Annotated in this window: 21 protein-coding genes; 3 read left to right on the top strand and 18 right to left on the bottom strand. The window is 44.6% G+C overall.

The genetic code is table 11. The features are described from left to right. Positions 1-40 precede the first annotated feature (40 nt). Positions 41-844: an NAD kinase gene (locus ACEN8J_RS01845; RefSeq protein ID WP_013372943.1), complete on the top strand. Its 804-nt coding sequence runs from the start codon at positions 41-43 to the stop codon at positions 842-844. A gap of 58 nt (positions 845-902) precedes the next feature. Here the strand turns inward: ACEN8J_RS01845 and ACEN8J_RS01840 are convergent, their stop codons facing one another. Beyond that, a complete protein-coding gene (locus ACEN8J_RS01840; RefSeq protein ID WP_495594201.1) occupies positions 903-1,817 on the bottom strand; it encodes a YutD family protein in 915 nt (304 codons plus the stop codon). A gap of 24 nt (positions 1,818-1,841) precedes the next feature. Then, positions 1,842-2,744, bottom strand: a complete 903-nt coding sequence (lipA, locus tag ACEN8J_RS01835) for a lipoyl synthase (protein WP_029518195.1) — start codon at positions 2,742-2,744, stop codon at positions 1,842-1,844. 246 nt (positions 2,745-2,990) lie between these two features. Between lipA and ACEN8J_RS01830 the strand changes: the two genes are divergently transcribed. Beyond that, on the top strand, positions 2,991-4,097 hold the full coding sequence (locus ACEN8J_RS01830; RefSeq protein WP_340956786.1) for a M23 family metallopeptidase: 1,107 nt from the start codon (positions 2,991-2,993) through the stop codon (positions 4,095-4,097). A 46-nt stretch (positions 4,098-4,143) separates the two neighbouring features. Here the strand turns inward: ACEN8J_RS01830 and yunB are convergent, their stop codons facing one another. The 15 genes from yunB to ACEN8J_RS01755 all read right to left on the bottom strand — a co-directional run bounded on the left by yunB (position 4,144) and on the right by ACEN8J_RS01755 (position 20,066). Then, positions 4,144-4,953, bottom strand: coding sequence for a sporulation protein YunB (yunB, locus tag ACEN8J_RS01825; protein ID WP_165148474.1), 810 nt, complete (start codon positions 4,951-4,953; stop codon positions 4,144-4,146). A 126-nt stretch (positions 4,954-5,079) separates the two neighbouring features. Continuing rightward, a complete protein-coding gene (locus ACEN8J_RS01820; protein WP_495594200.1) occupies positions 5,080-6,012 on the bottom strand; it encodes an aldo/keto reductase in 933 nt (310 codons plus the stop codon). Between the two features lie 89 nt (positions 6,013-6,101). Then, positions 6,102-6,791 (bottom strand): DNA alkylation repair protein, encoded by a 690-nt coding sequence (locus ACEN8J_RS01815; RefSeq protein ID WP_495594199.1) that lies wholly within the window; start codon positions 6,789-6,791, stop codon positions 6,102-6,104. 19 nt (positions 6,792-6,810) lie between these two features. After that, positions 6,811-7,428: a DNA-3-methyladenine glycosylase family protein gene (locus ACEN8J_RS01810; protein WP_495594198.1), complete on the bottom strand. Its 618-nt coding sequence runs from the start codon at positions 7,426-7,428 to the stop codon at positions 6,811-6,813. 63 nt (positions 7,429-7,491) lie between these two features. Next, a complete protein-coding gene (locus ACEN8J_RS01805) occupies positions 7,492-8,307 on the bottom strand; it encodes an SPL family radical SAM protein (protein WP_165148462.1) in 816 nt (271 codons plus the stop codon). Further along, entirely contained in the window at positions 8,297-8,839 is a 543-nt protein-coding gene (locus ACEN8J_RS01800) for a methylated-DNA--[protein]-cysteine S-methyltransferase (protein WP_449292288.1), read from the bottom strand. Before ACEN8J_RS01800 ends, ACEN8J_RS01805 begins: the two co-directional genes overlap by 11 nt. Before the next feature lie 16 nt (positions 8,840-8,855). Further along, positions 8,856-9,425, bottom strand: a complete 570-nt coding sequence (locus ACEN8J_RS01795; protein WP_495594197.1) for a bifunctional transcriptional activator/DNA repair enzyme AdaA — start codon at positions 9,423-9,425, stop codon at positions 8,856-8,858. Positions 9,426-9,609: 184 nt separating this feature from the next. Continuing rightward, positions 9,610-11,100: an alanine/glycine:cation symporter family protein gene (locus ACEN8J_RS01790; RefSeq protein WP_029518187.1), complete on the bottom strand. Its 1,491-nt coding sequence runs from the start codon at positions 11,098-11,100 to the stop codon at positions 9,610-9,612. Between the two features lie 220 nt (positions 11,101-11,320). Then, positions 11,321-13,210 (bottom strand): beta-glucoside-specific PTS transporter subunit IIABC, encoded by a 1,890-nt coding sequence (locus ACEN8J_RS01785; protein ID WP_029518186.1) that lies wholly within the window; start codon positions 13,208-13,210, stop codon positions 11,321-11,323. 251 nt (positions 13,211-13,461) lie between these two features. After that, positions 13,462-14,292, bottom strand: coding sequence for a BglG family transcription antiterminator LicT (licT, locus tag ACEN8J_RS01780; protein ID WP_029518185.1), 831 nt, complete (start codon positions 14,290-14,292; stop codon positions 13,462-13,464). 276 nt (positions 14,293-14,568) lie between these two features. Further along, positions 14,569-16,008, bottom strand: a complete 1,440-nt coding sequence (locus ACEN8J_RS01775) for a 6-phospho-beta-glucosidase (RefSeq protein ID WP_069012595.1) — start codon at positions 16,006-16,008, stop codon at positions 14,569-14,571. Positions 16,009-16,896: 888 nt separating this feature from the next. Then, the gene (locus ACEN8J_RS01770) at positions 16,897-16,992 is read right to left on the bottom strand and encodes a transposase (RefSeq protein WP_238796269.1); all 96 of its coding nucleotides are present in this window, start codon (positions 16,990-16,992) and stop codon (positions 16,897-16,899) included. A gap of 127 nt (positions 16,993-17,119) precedes the next feature. Next, positions 17,120-17,410, bottom strand: a complete 291-nt coding sequence (locus ACEN8J_RS01765) for a hypothetical protein (RefSeq protein WP_318628421.1) — start codon at positions 17,408-17,410, stop codon at positions 17,120-17,122. Positions 17,411-18,010: 600 nt separating this feature from the next. Next, positions 18,011-18,850: an enoyl-CoA hydratase/isomerase family protein gene (locus tag ACEN8J_RS01760; RefSeq protein WP_341039992.1), complete on the bottom strand. Its 840-nt coding sequence runs from the start codon at positions 18,848-18,850 to the stop codon at positions 18,011-18,013. 28 nt (positions 18,851-18,878) lie between these two features. Next, the gene (locus ACEN8J_RS01755; RefSeq protein WP_341039994.1) at positions 18,879-20,066 is read right to left on the bottom strand and encodes a M20 metallopeptidase family protein; all 1,188 of its coding nucleotides are present in this window, start codon (positions 20,064-20,066) and stop codon (positions 18,879-18,881) included. A gap of 262 nt (positions 20,067-20,328) precedes the next feature. Between ACEN8J_RS01755 and ACEN8J_RS01750 the strand changes: the two genes are divergently transcribed. Beyond that, a complete protein-coding gene (locus ACEN8J_RS01750; protein ID WP_029518181.1) occupies positions 20,329-21,642 on the top strand; it encodes a hypothetical protein in 1,314 nt (437 codons plus the stop codon). 171 nt (positions 21,643-21,813) lie between these two features. Here ACEN8J_RS01750 and ACEN8J_RS01745 read toward each other — a convergent pair whose 3' ends face one another. After that, complete coding sequence (locus ACEN8J_RS01745) at positions 21,814-22,293, bottom strand: DinB family protein (protein WP_495594196.1); 480 nt, start codon at positions 22,291-22,293, stop codon at positions 21,814-21,816. Between the last annotated feature and the right edge of the window lie 196 nt (positions 22,294-22,489).

Raw genomic sequence — 22,489 nt, 5'->3', positions numbered from 1 at the left:
TTATGATCGATATATACCCATGACAAAGGAGCTTTTCATCTTGAGATATTATGTTCTGGATCGCGGGGATCAGCACTCCATGGACTTGAGTCAGCAATTTCACCGTCTTGCCCAAGAAAAGAATTTCAAGCTGGATGCCGAATCGCCGGAAATCGTCGTGTCTATTGGAGGCGATGGTACAATGCTTCATGCGTTTCATACCTTCATCGACCGCATTCCGGATATTGCCTTTGTTGGTGTACATACCGGTCATCTAGGCTTTTACGCCGATTGGCGTGCGGACGAGCTGGAGGAGCTAATCCACCTGATGAGCCAAAGCGGATCTGAGGGACCGCTTAACCCGAGAATCGTTAAGTATCCACTGATTGAGTTGGAAATTCACAAGAAATCAGGCAATGCTTCTTTTATTGCCTTGAATGAGTTTACGTTAAAAGGGGTGGATGGCACTGTCGTTGCCCAAGTAGATATTAACGATATCACCTTTGAAATGTTTCGCGGTGACGGTATATGTGTTTCTACCCCCTCAGGGACGACCGCCTATAATAAAGCACTTGGCGGAGCTATGGTTCATCCCACCATTGAAGCATTGCAATTGACTGAGATCGCTTCCATTAATAACCGCGTGTATCGGACACTAGGATCGCCATTGCTACTGCCCAAACATCATCATTGTGATATTTTTTCACGGAAAGATCAGCGTCTTTTATTGACAGTAGATCACCTGAACTTTCCTGTGGATGACTTAATCTCTGTTCGATGTCAGGTCGCAAGTCAGAAGATCAGCTTCGCTCGTTACCGTCCTTTCCCATTTTGGGATCGAGTACGCAACGCCTTTCTTAATTAGAACCTGTAAAAGAGCCGACTCTGGCTCTTTTTTTACAAACAAAACGGTTCCTGAAAATTCAGGAACCGTTTTGTTGTGGAGCAGTAAATGTTTTATTCTTTTTACTACCCTCAGTTTTTTCGGCTTTAGCAGCTGGATGGGTCTGACGCTGGCCCTCAGGTTCACGTGAGACACGAACTTGCCGTCCCTCCCGATTTTCCTTTGGTTGACGCTCATAGCGTGGTCCACGTGATTCCTTTTTATCGAAATTCCCTTGCTGATTGCGCTGTCTACGCGGTTCGCGGGTTTGCTGCCCTTCACCCGGATTGCGTCCATCCTTCGCTTCACGTGGTTCTCTTGGCTGGCGCGAATCACGTGCTTCACGTGGCTCACGTTGCCGATTTCCTTCACGTCCTTCTCTGGATGAACGACTTTCACGAACTTCACGCGGCTGTCGCTCACGTACTTCCTGGGCATCCTTCGGTTCCCGACGTTGCAACTCGCGTGGTTCTCGGAATTCTCGAGGCTGCTCCACTCGCGATTCCTCCGTAGCTGTGGAATCCTGTTGTGGTTGCGGCCACTCCTGTTCTCCAGCTGTATGTTGCAATACTTCTTGCTGCTCTTCGGTTTCTAACGTTCCCGCTTGTTCCCTTTGAGCATCTACCAACTGCTGAATATCTGGAGCAACGATTTCATCATTGACGCCGTTTTTATTAATCACTTCACGGCTTTTTTGCAGCACAAAATAGGCACAGCCAAAATTGCAGTATTCATTAATGTAATCGTCCAGTACCACTATAGATGTATCCTTATTTGCTTTGGGATGGCCGTCTCGATAAAAGCCCTTCAGACGCAGCTGATTGTAACCCCAATCACCAATAATGTAATCATAGCGATCCAGCACTTCACTATACCGATCACGAAACGCTTCGGGATTCCATCCGTTCTTGTGATCCTGCAACAATTCATAGTTTTTACCACCGATTTGAAACAAGCTATTCTGACCGCCTTTCCCGGATCAAGCCTGCGAAAGGGCGCTTTCTTCCTTATGCTGAGCGGCTGACTTCACCTGCTCATGCGCTTGGTAGGAGCTGCGGACCAACGGTCCAGATTCGACGTGGCTGAATCCCCGCTGTAATCCCTCTTCCTTTAACTTCGCAAAATCTTCCGGTGGATAATATTTTTGCACATATAAATGTTTCTCGGACGGCTGCAAATATTGACCAATTGTCAGAATGTCACAATCGACTTTACGCAGATCATCCATGGCTTGTAAGATCTCGTCCCACTCTTCTCCGACACCTAGCATGATGCTTGATTTCGTTGGAATAGCCGGATTTAATTGCTTCGCACGTTGAAGCAGCTCCAGAGAGCGACGGTATTTCGCTTTAGCCCGAACCTTGTCGGACATGCGCTCCACCGTTTCAATATTATGATTCAGAATATCTGGTTTGGCATCCATGACGATTCGCAGCGATTCAATATCGCCCATAAAATCGGGAATCAATACTTCTACACTGCACAAAGGTAACCGGCCGCGAATCGCACGAACCGTTTCTGCAAATATAGTAGCGCCCCCATCTTTTAAATCGTCGCGAGCCACACTGGTTACGACACAGTGCTTCAAATTCATGTTCCCAGCCGCTTCCGCGACGCGATCAGGCTCCTGCAAGTCAAGTTCCGTAGGCAATCCCGTATTTACTGCGCAAAAACGACACGCACGCGTACAAATATCACCCAAAATCATAAATGTAGCTGTCCTATTGGCCCAGCATTCATATATATTAGGGCATCGTGCCTCCTCACATACGGTATGTAATGTCTTGGAACGCATCATGCTCTTGATTTCTTGATAGTTATCGCCTGTCGTAAGTTTAATACGAATCCAGTCGGGCTTAGCTTCCTTCTCTTTTCTAGACAATGGCATAGACCTTCTTTCTGATAAGCTTAAGCTGTCATTGTCATACATTATAACATGAAAGCCATGGAAAAACCTCCATTCATTGTTCCCTTTTTGATATGACATTGATGCCGAAAAAAGTAAACTTTTTATATGGATAAAAGCGGCGGATATGGCTCAATCTAAACAAAAGCGCCCTATTCACGCTATTGAATAGGGTCTAGAATTTACTGGGCGGTTAAGCCCTTCTATAGGAGGTCGGTTCACGTGCCTTACCCTACGCGGACAGCCCGCGCTGTTCGTCTGTTATCGCTGCTGATATGCGCTGCTACACTGACAACGGCCTGTCCGCTTCCTGCCCATGCCCTTGCCAATCACTTACAGTCCTCGTCCGCCGGAAGCAGCCTGACAGTTAATGTAGATGCTGAACATGCACAGTCTTCAATGTATATTTCCAGGCTTGCTTTATATCGTTCCATCGAAGCCCTGACAGGAGTCCCTTGGTACAGGCTGGCCGCCATCGACCAGTATGAACGTACACTTACGGTGGCCCATCCCAAAGATCGCAAGCATGCAGAACGAACCATAGGTATTTTCATTACGGGACCGATCTGGTCCGGCTTGATGAACCCTGATTCGGAGGATCAAAATCCACGTTCCATAGAACTATTTTCCGGGCTGGGACAAGACGGTTCGGGTGATGGAATTGCTGACCGCAATAATGACAAGGATCTGCTGTTCAGCATCGCATCTTATCTCGGAAAGTATGGAAACAACGAGGATGAATTTGGTATTGCCGTTTGGGAATATTACCATAACAGCCGCGCAGTTCAAAGAGTTCAGCAGTTTGCCAAGCTGTATCGGACGTATGGCAAGCTGGATCTGGTCAGCCAAGCTTTCCCCCTTCCCTTAGGCAGCATTTATAGCTACCGCAGCACATGGGGAAGCCGTCGCAGCTGGGGGGGCTACCGTATACATGAAGGAACTGACCTGTTTGCTGGCTACGGAGTTCCAGTTCGCAGTACCTGCTACGGTGTAGTTGAAATGAAGGGCTGGAATCCCTTTGGAGGATGGCGCATCGGAATCCGAGATCTCAACAACCGCTATCACTACTATGCGCACCTTTCCGGCTTTGACAAAACCGTTCACAACGGAGACGTCGTTACACCTGGCCAGACGGTTGGCTGGGTCGGAAGCTCGGGCTATGGAAAACCTGGTACCCAAGGCAAGTTTCCACCGCATCTGCACTATGGTATATATCGGGACAATGGCTGGGCAGATTGGTCCTTTGACCCGTATCCGTTATTAAGACAGTGGGAGCAGTCCGAACGCAAAGCGCTCAAAAAAGGAAAGACAAAAGGGACCTCCTCATAGGGTCCCTTTTATTTTTCCAGAGCAACTCACGTCACTCCATTCTGCTCTATGGCGTTGGGGGCTGACTAGAGGAGTTTGGGTCTTCCTGTACCTCTGGAACACTTACTATGCTGGAATCTATAGCGCCGCTACTCTCTATGGAATGGGGAGGCAACGCCAACTGCGGAGCGGCTGCACCATTTTTACCTACTGGTTTTCCCTGATTGTCATAGTAGTACATCGGAACGTTGCCCACCACCAGCAAATAAGAAACGGGGATTTCCGTCTCCACAATCTGAGGTTGCATCTCAAACGGTATAACCACAGACACTTCCGTCGTAATCCGAATATACACTTCAACCAAGATCATGTTTATGCCCGCATCCTGTTGCCGCGTATTTAAATCCACCTTGATCGCTCCATGCGGCTCCACCTTTAGAGGAATCTTGGGGCCATAAGCTGCCAACAATGGACTGCCCAATGCCTGACCAATCGGAACGCTCTCATCAAAATGGCTCATGCTGTCCATCGTTGCCTTAACTGCTTTGAGCGTGTCTGACGTAATTTTCATATGCTCTGCATAATTCAGAACAAAGCCGGAGGTTCTTCCTTGTGCATCCGTTCTCCATTCGATCAAATTATCAGCTGTCTTCCCCTGCTCTACCTGTGCTGTAATTGCTGAATTAATAGCCTCCGTCGCCATTTGTTTGACCCGCACTTTTGCCAGATGCATCATAGGCGGCTTCAAATGCTGCTCCACATAAGCAGCCACCTGTATGATTCCTACCAGCAGCGCCAGTACCACAATCAAAAATACTCTACGTCTGCCGCGTCGCCTTCTGTTGGGCGCGCTGTGCCATTGCGGTCTTCTCATCATCCGATCCCCCCGCAGCGTTGAACTTACCCTACAAGGATATGCAAGGAAGGGACGAAAAAGAAGCCGCCCGTCCGGCAGCTCCTCTAGATGGAACAAATATATAATTGCAAATATAAGGTGCACTCATTATTTGAAAATATGGTCAATCTTTTCGATATCAGCCTGACTCAATTGGACATTTAGCGTCTTCAGATTCGCCAGCACCTGCTCCGGCCCCTTCGCACCTGGAATGAGGGCATCAATTGAATCGCGTGTCAAATACCATGCGAGCACTACGTGAGCAACCTCTGCATTCAACGCATTGGCAATCTCCCGTACCTGCTCCACTTTGTCCAAATTACGAGCAAATGTATCTCCCTGAAACAGTGGATTATTCGCTCTGATGTCCGTGAAGGTCATGTCTTTCGTATACTTACCACCCAGCAATCCTGAAGCTAGCGGGAAATAAGGCACAAACGAAATGCCATTTTCCTTGGTATAAGGCAGCAGATCCTTCTCAGCTTCCCGTTGAAACAAATTATATTGGGATTGGAGCACATCTACATAACCGTCGCTATTCGCATCCTTAAGTTGTTCAATGGAAAAGTTAGATACGCCAATAGCCTTGATTTTGCCTTCGTCCTTAAGCTTCTTCAGTTCTCCGACTGCTTCTGCCTTCGGCGTAGCTTCATCGGGGAAATGGATATAGAACAGATCGATATAATCGGTCTGCAATCTTTTCAGACTAGATTCGACGGATTCTCGTAAAAAAGCAGGCGAGTTGTCAAAAACAATCTCTCCGTTCACAAATTTGTGTGCACCCTTCGTGGCAATAACAGCTTTATCACGCTGACCACGCTCTTTCAATACCTCACCAATTAATCGTTCCGAGTGCTCAGGTCCATAAATAAAAGCCGTATCCAGAAAGTTGATGCCATTATCCAAAGCTGTGCGAACGACTTCTTTGCCCGTTTCATTGTTCAAACCGGAAAAGAGATTATGTCCTCCTACCTTGTTCGCACCCAAACCGATTGGTTTTACATATAAATCTGTTTTGCCAATACGCACTTGCTCTGCCAATTCACGTCATCTCCTTTTCGAAAGTTACTTCCATTTTATTATTAAATTCCAAAAAAGGCAAAGTGCGTACCTGGCTGCTGAGCCCCATCCTATTTTCTTTTTCGCTTCATACTACGAATGGTCGTTTTTGTGGCCTGATCCACCCGATATGATTCCGTGATTTTTTGCAGAGCTTTATTGAAAGTAAAATCATCCAATGTATTATGATTTAAATACGCCATCGTTGCCTCAGGCAGTTTGATATAACAGATCGATATCGCCCATGCTACCGCCATTTGTACATAATAATCCTCACGATGGGTCTGATCTAGCAGAGCAAACACCCGGTTCATATACTGTTCCTCAATATAAAAATTCAGAAGCATAACCACACCAAACCGAATTTCATATTCTTTCTTGGAGAGTAGGTAGGGTTGAATAAACTCCCACACTCGTTCTTTATGTTGCTTCGTGATCTTCAATCCAGCACAGAAACTGTCACATACGGACCAATTATCAATTTTAGGAACAAACTTGGCGGTATAACTCAAAACTTCCTCTATATCCGTTTTTACAGAACCAATCACCATGCCTTGCAGCATGACTTCTTCGAAGTGATCACTTTCAGCAGTCTCCAGATAGAGACGCCAATCCCCTTTGGCGATATTTTGAGCTAGCTTACGCAGCATTGGCAGACGTACACCCAGCACATTATTAATCGTCGGAAGCAATGCAGCCGTGAATTTCTGAAAATCCGCATCCACATATGACAGTATTTGTTCTCTGATTGTTTTCTCCATCGTTTCCACTCCCTGATTTTTAACGAAATGAAATACTCCACAAATAAATGGAGGCCACCGAACCATAAGGCGAATAGACTCGGCGGTACTCCTCGAATTGCTGCTTGGTCAATGTATCCAGATGGTACAACTTCATCATTCCCCGTCGAATAGCCATATCACCCCAACTGACGACATCTGGACGCTCCATGCAATTCATCAGCATCATTTCAGCCGTCCAAGGTCCTATCCCTTGCAGCGAGGACAATTTCTCGATCACCTGTGCATCGGAAAGCTCATATAATTTCTGTAAATCCAACAGGTCCTGCTCGATCGACTGGGCTATATTAAGGATACATGTGGCCTTTTTCATGGTGATGCCACAGCTTTGAATATCTAAAGCCGTCTGAACAGCTATATTTTGTGGAGTGATCACGCCTAACTTCTCCTGCATCCTTGCCCATATGGTCTGAACCGCCTTGGCCGATATAAGCTGTCCCACAATTGCATGAACGAGCGCCGCAAACAGGTCAGGAATGATCACCCGTTCTACCTTGCCCATTTGCGTCATCGCTGCACCAAGTACGGTGTCTACGTTTTTTAGATAATTGATTTCCTTGTCCCCATAATCAAAGTTTTTGGTCATTACGGTTTGCATTCGTTCTCCCGCTGCCCCCTTATATGGTTCACTCTTGGTTCAATGGCATAGACTTCTGTTCCATCAAGGTTCGAATCCTTCTTTGCTCACGTAGAGCTGTTCTTTCGGGAAAACATGGAGAAAACGTTCATAAACCGTCTTATAGGCAGCAGGATGATACCATTCTTCCAGCCCCAATGACTCGTACAGCGCACCTATTTTTAAGCTACGCGTTCGTCTCCCCCCACTGCCATCTCCCATAAAATAATCATCAATACAGACACGGTTGACCAGAGGCACGAGCTTGTCTGCAAAATGTTCACTGCTTGGAAGCATCGGAGCAATCGTAGCTTGCGTCGGTACACCTGCCTCCTTTAAGAGATGCAGCGTTTGGAGACGAGCCTGGATGGGAGGAGCTTCCGGGGTAAAATGTTTGCGTATATCTTCTCGATCTGTTTCTACAGTCATACTTACACGAACACGATCCCCCAATCGGAGCAGTAAATCGGTATCCCGCCGTACCAGTGGACTGCGCGTCTGTAAAAAGAGAAAATCTGGTGGCTCATCCACCATCACCTCCAGCAGAGACCGGGTCACCTCTTCCTTGTACTCAGCAGGCTGATAAGGATCTGTGCTTGACGACATGAAAATCGTGACTTTACCTTTGGATTTGGCTCTACGAAGTTCCTTGCGAAGAATATCTGCCGCCTGATTTTTAATATCAACCCATGTCCCCCACGCTTCCTTCCGAAATGTGGAGACTGGCAATTGGCGTACATAGCAATACGAGCAACCAAAGGTACAACCTGTATACGGGTTCAACGAGTGTGTATACCCTGACAAGAAGCCGGTCCCTTTATTCAGAAGTGTCTTTGGGGATTTGTAATACTCATTTTTCATACTGAACCAACGCCACTCTTTCCTTTTCGAGCTGCAAAAGCTTAACCTTCATGTCCAAACCACCACGATATCCGGTCATAGCTCCATTTTTACCAATGACCCGATGACAAGGGACCGTAACCAAAATCGGATTAGCACCGATGGCGGCCCCCACCGCACGAACAGAGGCTGGTTTTTGAATAGCGTTGGCAATATCTGAATAGGATAGTGTTTCCCCATACGGAATATCACACAACGCATTCCAAACCGCCAGCTGGAATGCAGTCCCCTGAAAGTCAAAGGGCAATGTAAATTGGGTGCGCTCCCCTTGGAAATATTCAATCAGCTCCTTGGCATAGGGCTGTAAAGCAGCATCCTCTTCAACTAAAGGGCTACCGGGAAATCGACTTCCTGCCCATGAAAACAATTCCTCTACAGGATGATTGGGCGAGCCCACATAACATAATCCTTCCGATGTAGCTGCAATATATAAATTCCAATCCTCATGTGTCAACAATGACCAATAGATCGTTTTATTCATTTGATGTGCCATGCTGTGTACCTCCATTTTATGTTGCTTTCGATTTGAGTTGGCGATATTGCAATGGGGTGTAGCCTGTATTCTTTTTAAATAACGTAATAAAGTAAGGTGCATTGGACAGGCCTACGTTCTCCCCCACTTCCGCAACAGATATATCTGAGCAGATGAGCAGCTCCTTCGCTTGTTCCAACCTGGTCTGCTGTATATATTCCATCGGGGTTAGATGCATGACCCGCTTGAAGGTACGATGTAAATGATACGGACTTCCATGACTTATCTCAGCTAGGATGTGCAATGTTAAGTCCTTCATATAGTTAGAATTCACGTATTCTGTAACCCGTGCGATCCATTCATGATCAGGCAATCGTTGTCCTGTCGGTTTACACCTTTTGCATGGACGGAAATGCTCAGCCAATGCCTGTTCCGCTGTTTTAAATATACGGACGTTCTCTCTTTTGGGAGGTCGGGATTTGCAGGAGGGGCGACAAAATATTCCCGTTGTCTTCACGGCGTACAAAAATATCCCGTCATAAGACTTGTCGTTTTCTACGATAGCTCTCCACTTGTCGTCAGTTATGGATAAATCGGATGTACTCATTCAAATCACCTCTCTGATGCAAATGTGACCTCCCACATATCTATGGCAGGATTATTCAAAATCCCTCTGTCTAAATTATAAACTAAATAGTGAACATATGTACCCTTCTTGGAATGTAAAGGCAAGATAACGAAAAAAAGATGACTCCCCGCGGAGCCACCTTTGATCTTACTTCTCTATCTTATTAGGCTTGAAGCTTGCTTGGTTTAGCGGTGATCGTCAACTCATCTGAAGGAGGCTGATATTCCTTTGACCAGTAATCGGCATTTGAAATCCCTGCCTTCTTCGGATCAAATACCGGGTCTATCCCTTGCCTCCGTTGCCGTTCGTAATCCTTAAGCACCAGAAGCGCAGGCTTGGCCAGGAGGATCATAGCAATCAGATTCACCCACATCATAATACCGACCCCCACATCCCCCAGTGTCCACGCCAACGCAGATTCCTTGACAACCGTTCCATAGAATGTCGAACCCAGAATAACCAGCTTTAACAGGAACATAGGCCATTTGGCTTTACGATCGGCAATCAGGTAAGCCATATTCGTTTCAGCGATATAATAATAGGCGATAATGGTGGTAAAGGCGAAAAAGAACAATGTAATGGACAAAAGACTCGACCCAAAACCCGGAAATACCGATTCGATGGCAGATTGTGTATATTGAGTTCCTTCTTCAACACCCGGAAGATGCTGCACAATATAGCCCCCACCTGGTCCCTTCACATTGTACATCCCTGTAAACAAGACCATGAAAGCCGTAGACGTACAGACTAAAAAGGTATCTACATATACAGAAAATGCTTGAACCAGTCCTTGCTTTGCCGGATGAGACACTTCTGCGGCGGCGGCTGGATGGGCACCAGAGCCTTGTCCTGCTTCATTCGAATAAATGCCTCGTTTTACCCCCCAGGCAATGGCTGTCCCTGCTATACCACCGAACACTGAATCGATACCGAAGGCACTGCGAAAAATAAGGGCAAATACATCGGGAAGCGCAGTAATGTTCGTCATCATAATATAGAAAGAGACAAGGATGTAGCCAAGTGCCATAAAGGGTATGACTACCTGTGCCACATTGGCAATTCTTTTTACACCACCAAATATGATAAGCGCCAGCAACACCACAACTACTATCCCGGAAACCTTCATATCCATACCAAACGAACTATGAAAAGCTACCGCAATCGAATTCGATTGAGTTCCCGGCAACAGTAAACACATAGCGACCAACGCTACAACTGCGAAAATAACCGCAAACCATTTTAAGCCTGTCCCTTTTTCAATATAAAAGGCCGGGCCGCCTCGATACTGACCATCACGCTTTACCTTATAGATCTGAGCCAGTGTAGATTCAACAAACGCAGTGGCCGATCCGATAAAAGCCATGACCCACATCCAAAATATTGCCCCGGGTCCTCCCATACCGACTGCCAGTGCAATCCCCGCAATATTCCCCGTTCCTACACGTCCTGATAACGCCATCGTAAAGGCCTGAAAGGAGGATACACCTGCCTCAGAACTTTTCCCTTTAAAGACAAGGCGAATCATCTCTTTGAAATGTCTGATTTGCAGAAATCGAGTCATAATTGAAAATAATAGCCCCACGCTCAAACAGACATATACCACAGGATTGCTCCAAATGACGCCATTTACTGCCTCTGCCCACTTCTCTAACATTCCTTGCATTTCCCCCTGATCCATCAATTCATATTCAGTTAATGTTTTCAGAAAATTTTTCATATTTACAAGAAATTATAGAATAGTTTTTACAACCGTACAAGCTAATTTAATTGACATATTGTCAATTACAAATCGACTTATCTGCTACCTGAAAGGACGACAAAAAAGCTCTGATGATCCGGGAATATGGATCATCAGAGCCTTGTCCTTAAGACATTTAGGCAATGCTTTCTTTCTCATTCAGAGCGCTAGACAGTTTCAACAGCGGGGCCTGCTCCGTTACCTCTCCTTGAGCGATTGGAAGGACTTCAGTATATTCGGAAGAATTCGTAATGATAACTGGCGTAATCGTAGGATAACCCTCTGCCCTGATTTGCTCAACATCAAACTCAAGCAGTAGGTCCCCAGCTTTCACCTGATCGCCTTCTTTGATATGGGACGTAAAATGTTTACCGTCCAGCTTGACCGTATCTACTCCGACGTGAATCAGAACTTCTGCGCCATGATGCGAAACAACTGCAAGCGCATGTTTTTTCTTGAACGCCACGGTGATGGTTCCATCGAACGGGGCTACGACTCTGCCCGTTGTCGGTTGGATGGCGATACCTTTACCCATAGCTTCCGAAGCAAATGCTGGATCGGGAACCTCCGACAGAGCGACCACCGTTCCTTCAATCGGGCTTAGTACCTCTTCATTAGAAACTGCAACTGTAGATGTCGATTCTTTAGCCGAATTGTTAGTAGTTTCCTCTTCTTCAACTGGATCTTCAAAACCTAAAATATAAGTCAAAATGGCCGACACCAGGAATGAAACGGTAATCCCTAAAATCAATCCTGGGAAGCCTTGTCCGCCAGGACCGTAAAAGATCGGCAAGGTCAGCAATCCAGGTGCGCCGGAGGCAAATGCTTGCGTTCCCGCTTGACCGATAATGGCACCACCGACAGCACCACCGATAATACCTGCAATAAACGGACGTTTCAACGGCAGCGTAACCCCATAAACTGCTGGCTCCGTGATGCCGAACAAAGCGGTAAGTGTAGCGGAACCCGCTAGTGTTTTCAGCTTTTTATTTTTCGTTTTCAGCATAACACCGAACGAAGCGCCGGTTTGAGCAAAGATGGATGCCGCAGCGGAAGGTTTGATCCCGTCTCTGCCATTAACAGCAATATTATTAATGAATACAGGTACAAGACCCCAGTGAACACCGAAAATAACGAGCAACTGCCAGCAAGCACCAAGAATTGCTCCAGCCAGCAGCGGACTAAAGCTGAACGCAGCAACGAGCGCGGTAGCGATTGCGTTGCCCACATACACCCCGACTGGACCAAAAACCATCAGGGTCAGAGGAAGCATAATTACAAGTAGAATCAAAGGTGTAATAAAGTTTTTGACACTCTCATGGATCACGCGATTGCACCATTTTTCCAGCTTACTCATGACGATAACGGCTAAAATTATCGGAATAACGGTAGATGAATAACTCATCATCACAATAGGAATACCGAAAAAGTCTGTAGGTGTACCTTCTGTTTTCAACGTGACAATGGTCGGGTAAAGCAGCCCTCCGGCGATGGTCAGAGCAACGAAGATATTACCTCCAAATTTCCGTGCCGTTGTAACCGCTAACAAGAGCGGCAGGAAATAAAACAAGCTGTCAGCCGCAGCATACAAAATCATATAAGTAGTGTCTTTCGGAACCAACCAGCCGAGGTTACTCGCAATCAGCAGTAGACCTTTCAAAATACCGGACCCCGCCATAACTCCGAGCAACGGTGCAAAAATACTGGAAATTACGTCGATTACAGCGCCAAACCCTTTCTTGCCTTTAGCTGAATGATCTTCTTTTCCAGTTTCATTTAAAATGTTGGATACTTGGCCGATGGCATTATACACTTCTGGTACTTTGTTGCCGACCACAACCTGGAACTGGCCACCGCTCTGCTTGACCGTAATAATTCCATCAGTTTTCTCCAGCTTTGCCTTGTCTGCTTTTGCCTCATCTTTTAGTACAAAACGCAGGCGCGTGGCGCAGTGTACGAGCGATACTACATTTTTTTCGCCGCCTACCAGGTGCACAATTTCTTTAGCAAGTTGTTCATAACTCATGATGGACACCTCCATGTTCTAAGGGGCTTTTTACCATATTTAGGCACACAAAAAAAACTAAGCCTTGAAAAATGGTGGGCACTTGAGTCCCGCAATTTTTCATGACTTAGGTTTTGCCTGCATAACCAGTAACAATCCCAGTTAAAAATTATTAAATTCCTGTTACTCACATAATACATTTAATCTACCATATTTGTCAACAAAAACATTTTAAATATATTTTTGATTCTTTTTTACTAAAAAAGTTCAACTTATCTGTTCACCACTCGTTCAATATGCACAGTCAAATACAGCTTTTCTTCGTTCGTCAATTCGTGATTGTATTCTTTTTTTACAAAGGTTCCGATTTTCTCAGTACAAGCAGCTGCTTCCTTGTGCTTTTCCTTAATCATGTCATACAAATGGTCATAGTTATTTTCATAGTGATTTCCCTTAAATACGCGCTGGGCGAAAAATTTCAGATGCGTAATAAAGCGGAAATAACTCAAAGAATCCTCGTCAAAATCAACCTTAAAATGGTACTTTGCGATATTGATAATTTGCTGGATAAACTTCGTGATACTCATGGTTGTAATGACTTCCTCGTTCATTTCAGCATTTACGATGTGAAGGGCAATATAAGCTGCTTCATCCACAGGCAGTTCAATATCAAGCTTTTGTTTGATTTGTTCCAGCGTTTTCAGACCTATCGCAAATTCTTCTTTGTATAGCTGCTTGATTTCCCACAACAACGCGTTTTTGATTTCCAATCCTTCCCGGTATCTTTCAACAGCGAAATTGATATGATCGGTCAGCGAAACATAAATATTTTCGTTCAGCTTTCTATTCAGATTATGCTTGGCGTCATTTATGACTTCCTCTACAATCATGATCAAATCAAGCGGTACCTCACGTAACAGCATTTTAAAGTTATCGGACGTCTGTTTGTTTTTCAGAGCAAATACCTTCTGAATTCTGGTTTCGTCTACTTTGTCTCCAGGCTTTTTTTTAAAAGCAATCCCCCGCCCCATCACCACGAGTTCGGTACCGTCCGTCTGGTAGACGCTGATTACATTGTTGTTGATGACCTTTGCTATGTTCATCTTGATCCCCCGTTCCATATGCCAGCAAGAGCCACACTTGCTCCATCCTATTTATTGTAAACAGAAAAAAACCGAAGCACGCCAAATAAACAAGACTGTAACATCTTCTTATTTGTGGCTTAGGTTTTGCCTGCTACGCAGTAACAATCCTAAAAATGATGGAATTGCGTCAAGTATAGCCCGAAGAGGAACGATTGTCAACGCTTTCAATGAAGAAACGAAGATCGGAAATCCCCGTGGGCCCGGGATGTCCGATCCTATTTACTTGTGGTACGATTATTCGCCCAGATTTTCTCCGTCGGAATGAATTACGTTTTTGTACCAGTGGAAGCTTTTCTTTTTAATCCGTTTCAACGAACCTTCGCCTTCGTTGTCGCGGTCCACATAAATATAACCGTAACGTTTTTTCATCTCTCCTGAGGAAGCGCTGACAATGTCAATAGGTCCCCAACTTGTGTAACCGATAATTTCGACTCCGTCTTGAAGAGCCTCACCCATTTCGGCAATATGCCGCTTGAGATAGTCGATCCGGTAATCGTCGTTAACTTCTCCTTCAGGCGAAACCACATCATTGGCACCAAAACCGTTTTCCACTACGAACAGAGGCTTTTGGTAACGATCATGCAATTGGTTGGCTGTGATGCGGAATCCTTTGGGATCGATCGTCCAGCCCCATTCGGACTTATCCAAATATGGATTGGCTACGGAGCCGAATACATTACCACTGGTCATATTCTTGACGATTTCCGGGTCTGTGCTGGTCGTCCGGCTTGAATAATAGCTGAATCCGATATAGTCAACGGTGTGATCTTTCAGAATGGCTGCGTCGCCTGATTCCATCTCAATGTTTAATCCATGATCCTTAAAGAAGCGCTTCGCATAACCAGGATATTCGCCGCGTGACTGAACATCAATGAAGAAGTAGGACTCGCGGTCTTTTTCCATGCCCTGATATACATCTTCGGGATTACACGTATACGGATAGAAGCTGCCGGCAGCAAGCATACAGCCAATCTTCGCATCTGGGATAATCTCGTGACACGCTTTTACAGCCAGCGCACTTGCAACAAGCTGATGATGTGCAGCCTGGTACTGAATTTGTTTAACGTTTTCACCTTCTTGAAAAACAAGACCGGCGCCGAGAAACGGCAAATGGAGAAGCATGTTAATCTCGTTAAATGTCATCCAGTACTTCACTTTATCCTTATAGCGGGTGAATACTGTTTTGGCATAGGTTTCAAACAGACCTACCAGCTTCCGGCTCCGCCAGCTTCCATACTTCTCGACCAGATCCACTGGCACGTCAAAATGAGCGAGAGTAACGACTGGCTGAATGCCATGTTTATGCAACTCGTCGAACAAATCATCGTAGAATTGCAAACCTGCTTCATTAGGAGTAACGTCTTCTCCTGTTGGAAAAATACGAGCCCAGGCAATGGAAACACGCAGCGCCTTAAATCCCATTTCTGCAAATAGCGCGATATCCTCACGATAGTGATGATAGAAATCAATGGCTTGGTGGGAAGGATAGAATTCGCTTTCAAGTGGAGTCAGTGAAGGAACATTCCCTTTCATTATGCTTCTTCTCTTCTCTCCGGTAGGCAGCAGATCCACCAGACTCAATCCTTTACCATCTTCCAAATAAGCGCCCTCAGCCTGATTGGCAGCAAGAGCACCGCCCCATAAAAAGTCTTTAGGAAAAATATAACTGGACATAAACATTCTCCTTCCAAATGTGTAATAAAAGGGGTAGCGAAGGGTGACAGACAATAAAAAAACCCAAACCAGCCTGTGTACACTTACCGTGTAAACAAGCCAATTCAGGTTATGCCCTATCGGTAACATCCCATGAAAAGGTTATACGTATTTGTTTGAAACTCTAACAAAGATTTGGGAACCTGTCAAATTCATTTGATATAATAACACGCAGCCCCTGTGGGTTATATCATACAACAGCATGATTTCAAATGCCTATTGGGTAGTGAATTGAACCATGAAGGAAACCCCAGATAAACGACTTTACGAAAGATACCTGGCTGTTCGTCTTTGTCTGGAAGGGCACGTGTTTTCGAAGATCGCTGATCTACTCAGTCGCTATTTTAAGATATTTTGTTGCAAGAAATTTAGAAAATCCCTTTGCATAGAGCCAAGAGGAAGAATTTTTTTGATTATCTTGAACCTCCAATGCTGTCCTTTAATGTTAAATGACCATATTGCAGAAGACAGATATATGGAATGATATTTTTGTTCTTGTAAATCAGCTACTTCAAATTCAACTTTCTGTACTACTTTAGTGGAAAATAGATTGAGGAAAAGGATAATAATTTTATCATTATTTAGGAGTAATATAGCTCGACTTGTCCAAGCCGAAAGGCTTTGAGGAGTTGAATAGCAGATAAGCATGTTAGGTTCTCTATGCGATTCAGTTAGCTTATTAATAGTTTTTTTGTTAATGAATATCATAATCAAATACCTTTCTATTTGGATGTTCAAATGAAATGACATTTTAAAGAGTATCTTCCAAAATATTCAAAACTCGAATTGTTTCCAGTTGTTAATCCGTTTCATAAACTGGCCGACATGAAGCTTAATCTTATAAAACCTCTAAAAAAACACGTTATTCGCCACATTGGATTTAAGCCACAGCCATAGCCCCTCTACTGGATTTAGGTTGGGACTATAGGGCGGAAGAAAGACCAGGTGCAGGCGTAGATGTTCCTATCTCATTTGACAATATAATTAGTCTCATTTAATGTTATGAACCACATCTGGTGCCTCTTTTATCTGATATAACAAAGGAGGATAACCATTTCGAAATACCAGAACATCAGGCACATGTAACCAAAATTTTTTTCTCTAATTTTTTTGTTTTATATGGGATGGGGACTTCAACGGGTTGAACATAGTAATATAATGTTGAAACATCCACCTCTAGAAAATAATAAAATAAACACTCATTCAATGAGTGGTACTCGACAGTACGCTTCATCTTTCTACTGTGAAAACTTCCGATGATGTGAGGCCTTTGCCAGCTGATTTTATTATCTACTCTCCGTTTTGGTGAGAATTCTTGGTCTTCTTGTAGCCAGTTTTTATTATTCCACATTAAAGATTCCATGTAGAAAACCTCCCTTCCTGGTAATCAATATTACCAACCTCCAAAGCGTAAATCACTCGGCTATAATGCAATGCTAAGTTTGACTTCTGGCCCACAGTCCGTTATCAGATACGGTTGCTCGACAAGAAACACCGTGCTGAAAATGCGGTTTTCCTCTTTAGGAATATATCCCCTTCTCCTTTCGGGTAACAAATTAATTAGCTGATCTAGTTTTTATCTTTTCATAAATAAAATTAAGAATAGAGATTTTCACATGTAACCTCTAAAAAAGCGACACTACATATTTTCTGCAGCGTCGTCTCGTTAGTGTTATTTTTAATTGTTGTTTCAAAGTGTCTTATGGCAGTTATTAACCACATATAGCTTGAATTAAAAACGTCCTCAGAATATCTAAAGTAATTTAACGATACGGATTCAATTCAGACAATAATCTTTCTTATCTTTTAATAATTCATGCCTTTTATTTTCTTATAGAGCACAGTGTAAATGTATCCGGTAGATATATTTTTAGCTTCGCGGTATTGATCAATTTCTGTCATGAAGAACAAGTCCTTGTACTTCTCCGAGTATTCTACGAATCGTGTAGGTCCCGCCATAGCTCTAATGAACTTCTTTGCCCATTAGACGTCCTTGCATTTTTTTCAGCCGCTCCAGAGCTCCTTCTTCATCAATGGCCATGTCGTACATTTGGTGGGCAAGCTGGAACCCTTGATCACTGACCAGGGCTTGTTTCCATGGACGGGATATAATGGAGTGGGACAGATGTCTCGTTGAACGCGGTGCCTGCATGATCATCTCCGCAAGCTCCCATGCGCGAGGAAGAAGCTTTTCCCGGGGCAGGACTTCACTAACGATGCCCAGGTCCAAGGCGGTTTGACCATTGATATTCTTGCCGGTGTATGCGTAATATGCTGCTTTCTTGAAACCGATCATGTTCTGCAGTGTGAGCAGCATTCCATCTCCGGGAGGTGTGCCTCCCAGATAATGAGGATCAAAAAAGTCCGCGTCTTCAGTACAAATGGTAATATCGCAGAGAGTTGCGAGTTCACAGTGCGTTCCCGGCCCGTTGATCGCCCCGATGGTGGGGATGTCAATGCAGAATATCAAATTTTCAAGCAGTCTCAGCGATTCATGATACTGTTCGAGCTTCTTTTGCTTCGGCCAGTCCATAAATTTTGTATTCCAGACCTCAGGGTCCCCTATTACCCATTTATCCCCTGTTCCTGAAATAATCATTACCTCGTTCTCAGGGTCGCGGCCAATATCTGACCATGCATGGGACCATGCCGTATGGGCTTCCCAAGAATGCTTGTACGGCCCTCCGTCGGTATGCAACCGTACTTCGATGATTCCGGCACGGCGGGTCATTAATAGAAATTCCTTGTATTTCTCCGAGTACTCTTCAAATTTGGTTGGTCCAATCATACGTCTCTCTGTCATTTCAATTCCTCCTGGTTTTGTTGAGATATTATCTATTACTTTCAAGCCAATCTCTGGCGAAAGCAGCGTAAGCCGCAGCCCCTTTGTACAGCACCTCATCCGAGAACATCGTCTTTGGATGGTGCACAGGGTAACCATAGCCTTCCTCGGTATTGCCTGCGTTAAGAAATACTGAGGTACTTGGCACCGCTTGTGAGACAAATGCGAAGTCTTCCGATCCCATTAATTTCCCGCCGGGTATCAATTGGGTTATACCGATTAAGGAACTGGCGCCAAAAGTGTTTGCAATCGTAGTTCTCATTTGACGGTTAAGCCCGCTGTCCGTTTTCACCTCAGGACATCCCCTGGTATAGATCACATCCACCTTTGCCTGAAAAGTTTCTCCGATACCTGCAGAAATGTCGTGGATACGGGTTTCCATTTTGTCCCGCAATGCGGCGTTAAATGTGCGTACGCTTCCTTTCATTCTGGCCGTATCGGGAATCACGTTGTTTGTACTTCCGCCTTCCATCACGCCAATGGTAAGGACGGCACTCTCAACTGGTGGAATTTCACGGCTGAGAATACCCTGCAGCGCCAGATGAAGATGAGCAGCCACATTTAACGGATCGACCGCGGCACTCGGCATTGCTCCATGTGCACCCCTTCCGCGGATGATGATTTCGAACCAATCGGAGGAAGCTGAGATAGCTCCACCGGCCTCAGGCACTACAAATTGCCCGATAGGAATTGGCATTCCGGTCAACACATGAAGCATCATGGCTGCATCCACCTTAGGATTATCAAGAATCCCATTCTCAAGCATCATCTTTGCCCCGTGCAGAGTCTCTTCACCCGGCTGAAACATAAGCTTAACCGTCCCGCGAAGCTGCTCTTCGTTGGCCTTCAGGATCTCCGCAGCTCCGAGCAGCATGGAAGTATGCAAGTCATGACCGCATGCATGCATGTTTCCGTTCAACGACGCAAAAGAAAGCTCCGTTTCTTCTTGAATGGGCAGCCCATCCATATCCGCACGGATAAGGATCACCTTCCCGGCATGTTGTCCGCCGATCGTAACCATTAGACCTGACTCTCCTACGGGAGTAGGCTCAAGCCCCATCGACTCCAACACCTCTTTTACGTAGGCAGTTGTCCTCGGCAAACTTAAATCAAGTTCCGGAACCGCATGAAGATGATGCCTGTGCTTGACCAATTTGTCCTGCAGCTGATGGGCCATACTCAAAAAACCTCCAGCTTCTTCAATCACAATAAACATCTCCCAAAGCACAAATTGAATGAACGTAAGAACAGAGTAAACATTCCCCCCTTCATATTTTAAGACTTTTTGAGAACACTTTTATCGTACTTTTAAATCCATTCGCTGTCAAGAGAAAATAAGACATTTTAAGAACATTATTTTAGAGCTGCCGGAACATTGAAATATCACATTTATTGTGATATAACTCTTTTGATTGAACTGTTTATGAAAGGAATCTATCATGAAAATCAAGCTGGGTATTATCACGCCTGAGACCCATATGGACTATTTCCGCGCCATTGAAGAAGAAATGCGGCCCTTATGTCAGTTCAGGTTTCTTACAATCAGTAACTTCCGGGAAACAACAGACATCTATCTCAAAAACTTAGATTCGGTGGATGGATTTGTGATCAGTGGCAGGATGCTTTACGAGTCAATCGATAAGGAATGCCTGGATGAAAAAGTACCTGTTCACATTTTGCAGGATGATGAAAACCTGCTTTACAGGGAACTTTTCCGGCTGCTGGTTACAGAACCTGGGCTTGATATATCCCGGATCTATGTGGATTATGCGTATATAATCAAGTCTTTCAGCGAATTCCAGCAATACCTGACTCATGAGGGAAAGCCCATTGACAGCGGTGATCTGCTCGAACGGGTGGAGACAATGCTGGAGAACCATATCACTCTATGGGAAGACAAGAAAATAGACTTGTCCATCACCGCGTTCGGCCACTTTGTTCCAGAACTCAAAAAGCACGGAGTCAGATATATCTTAATCCGGCCCACTTTGGAAAACGTTAAAGAGACCATAAGAGAGATCATCAACGAGATTACTATCCTCAAGCTTAAGAGTCAGAGGGCAGTTGTCGCATGCTTATCGACCAGAACGGCGGATCCGCTATCTGAAGAGCAGCTTCATGAGCTAAAGGTCCTTGTCGGCAGGTTTCTGCGCAGCGTGAATCTGGCAGACACGGCCCAAATTTCGGAAGGCTTTGTCAGACTATACACCACCTACGGAAATTTCATGAAAATCACCACTAACGCGCATAACTGCACCCTACTGGAGTATCTGGAAGAGCGCATAAGCGACAAGGTGAAGATCGGGTGGGGCTCGGGACATGAATATTTTCAAGCTAACATTAACGCCACCAAAGCTCACAGACAGGCGGAAGCCTTTACGGGCAGCTGCAGCTTTTTTATAAACGAGGATCAGAAGGTTATCGGCCCAATGCGGAGCATGAATGTCATACAGTTCTCTGAACAGGGGGACCCGGAAATCATCGCGTTAGCCAAAACTATCGGAATAAACAACATCAACTTGCAAAAAATCATGTCCTATGCAGAAATCATGAGAACAAATAAATTATCCTCTGAGGATGTTGCTGGGTGCCTGTCCATGACCGTCAGAGGTGCAAACCGTATCCTTAACAAAATTGAAGAAAGTAAATACGTACAAACGGTATTTGAAAAACGAGACAACAGTAAAGGGCGACCCAAAAAATACTACGAACTGTTGTTTCTTGACAAAGAAGGGCGCAAATTAAGCAGATGACACTCATTGTTACGTTTGCCATTTCGACTTTAAATTAATGGCAAAAAAGGCACATTTTCAAAACTGAAAACGTGCCTTTTTTTGAGCTTGATTTACCAAGCCAAATCACTTCCTGGCCGGACGACCAGCTCTGCATATGCTGCCCCCTCATCTGCGAACAACCTAAAAACATTATTTAACTCGAATTTGTTTCTTTAACAACATGATTTGTCCGATATGATATGCATTATGAATACTTAAATTAGAAACAACTCCCCACCAAGGAGCATTAAAATATTCTGGAAGTTGTTTTGTGAGCTTTGATTCATCTGTTTCTTCTAAAATAACTCTCCAATTGCTAAATACATTCTCAAGTCTATTTAATGTTTCCTTCCAGCCTAAATCATTCAATTGATCTTGAGTCAAAGAAAATGTCTCATCATTGTTAATAGCATTATTTAATATAAATTCTCCTGCCTTAAAACGCTCAAGCCATGTTTCATTCCAATAAATAAGATGATTCACTATAGACCATATGGTTTGTTTATTGTCATTCTCAGTAACTGCTTCCGTTGCTGTTAGATCATCCAGTATATCCGCAAGAGGAATGAACCAACTCTTTTCGTTATAACATGCAGTTAATTGATCTATTAAAATTGATTTATAGGTCATCAAATGCTCCTCATCTCTTAATCGATTTAGGGTTCTTTCGGATAACGTTCCTATATTCACGACTCAGCGAATGCCGGACCCAGGACGAAAGTCCGCAGCATGAATATTATGTTAGATGTAACAGCCTACTTTGAATTACCTTCAGTCGTTCTTACAAAAAAAGAACACCAAGCCACTTCTACTTGGGTTTTCGGGG

This window comes from Paenibacillus sp. Paensp38, from assembly GCF_059491915.1.
This window is presented reverse-complemented; position numbering and strand designations above follow the sequence as displayed.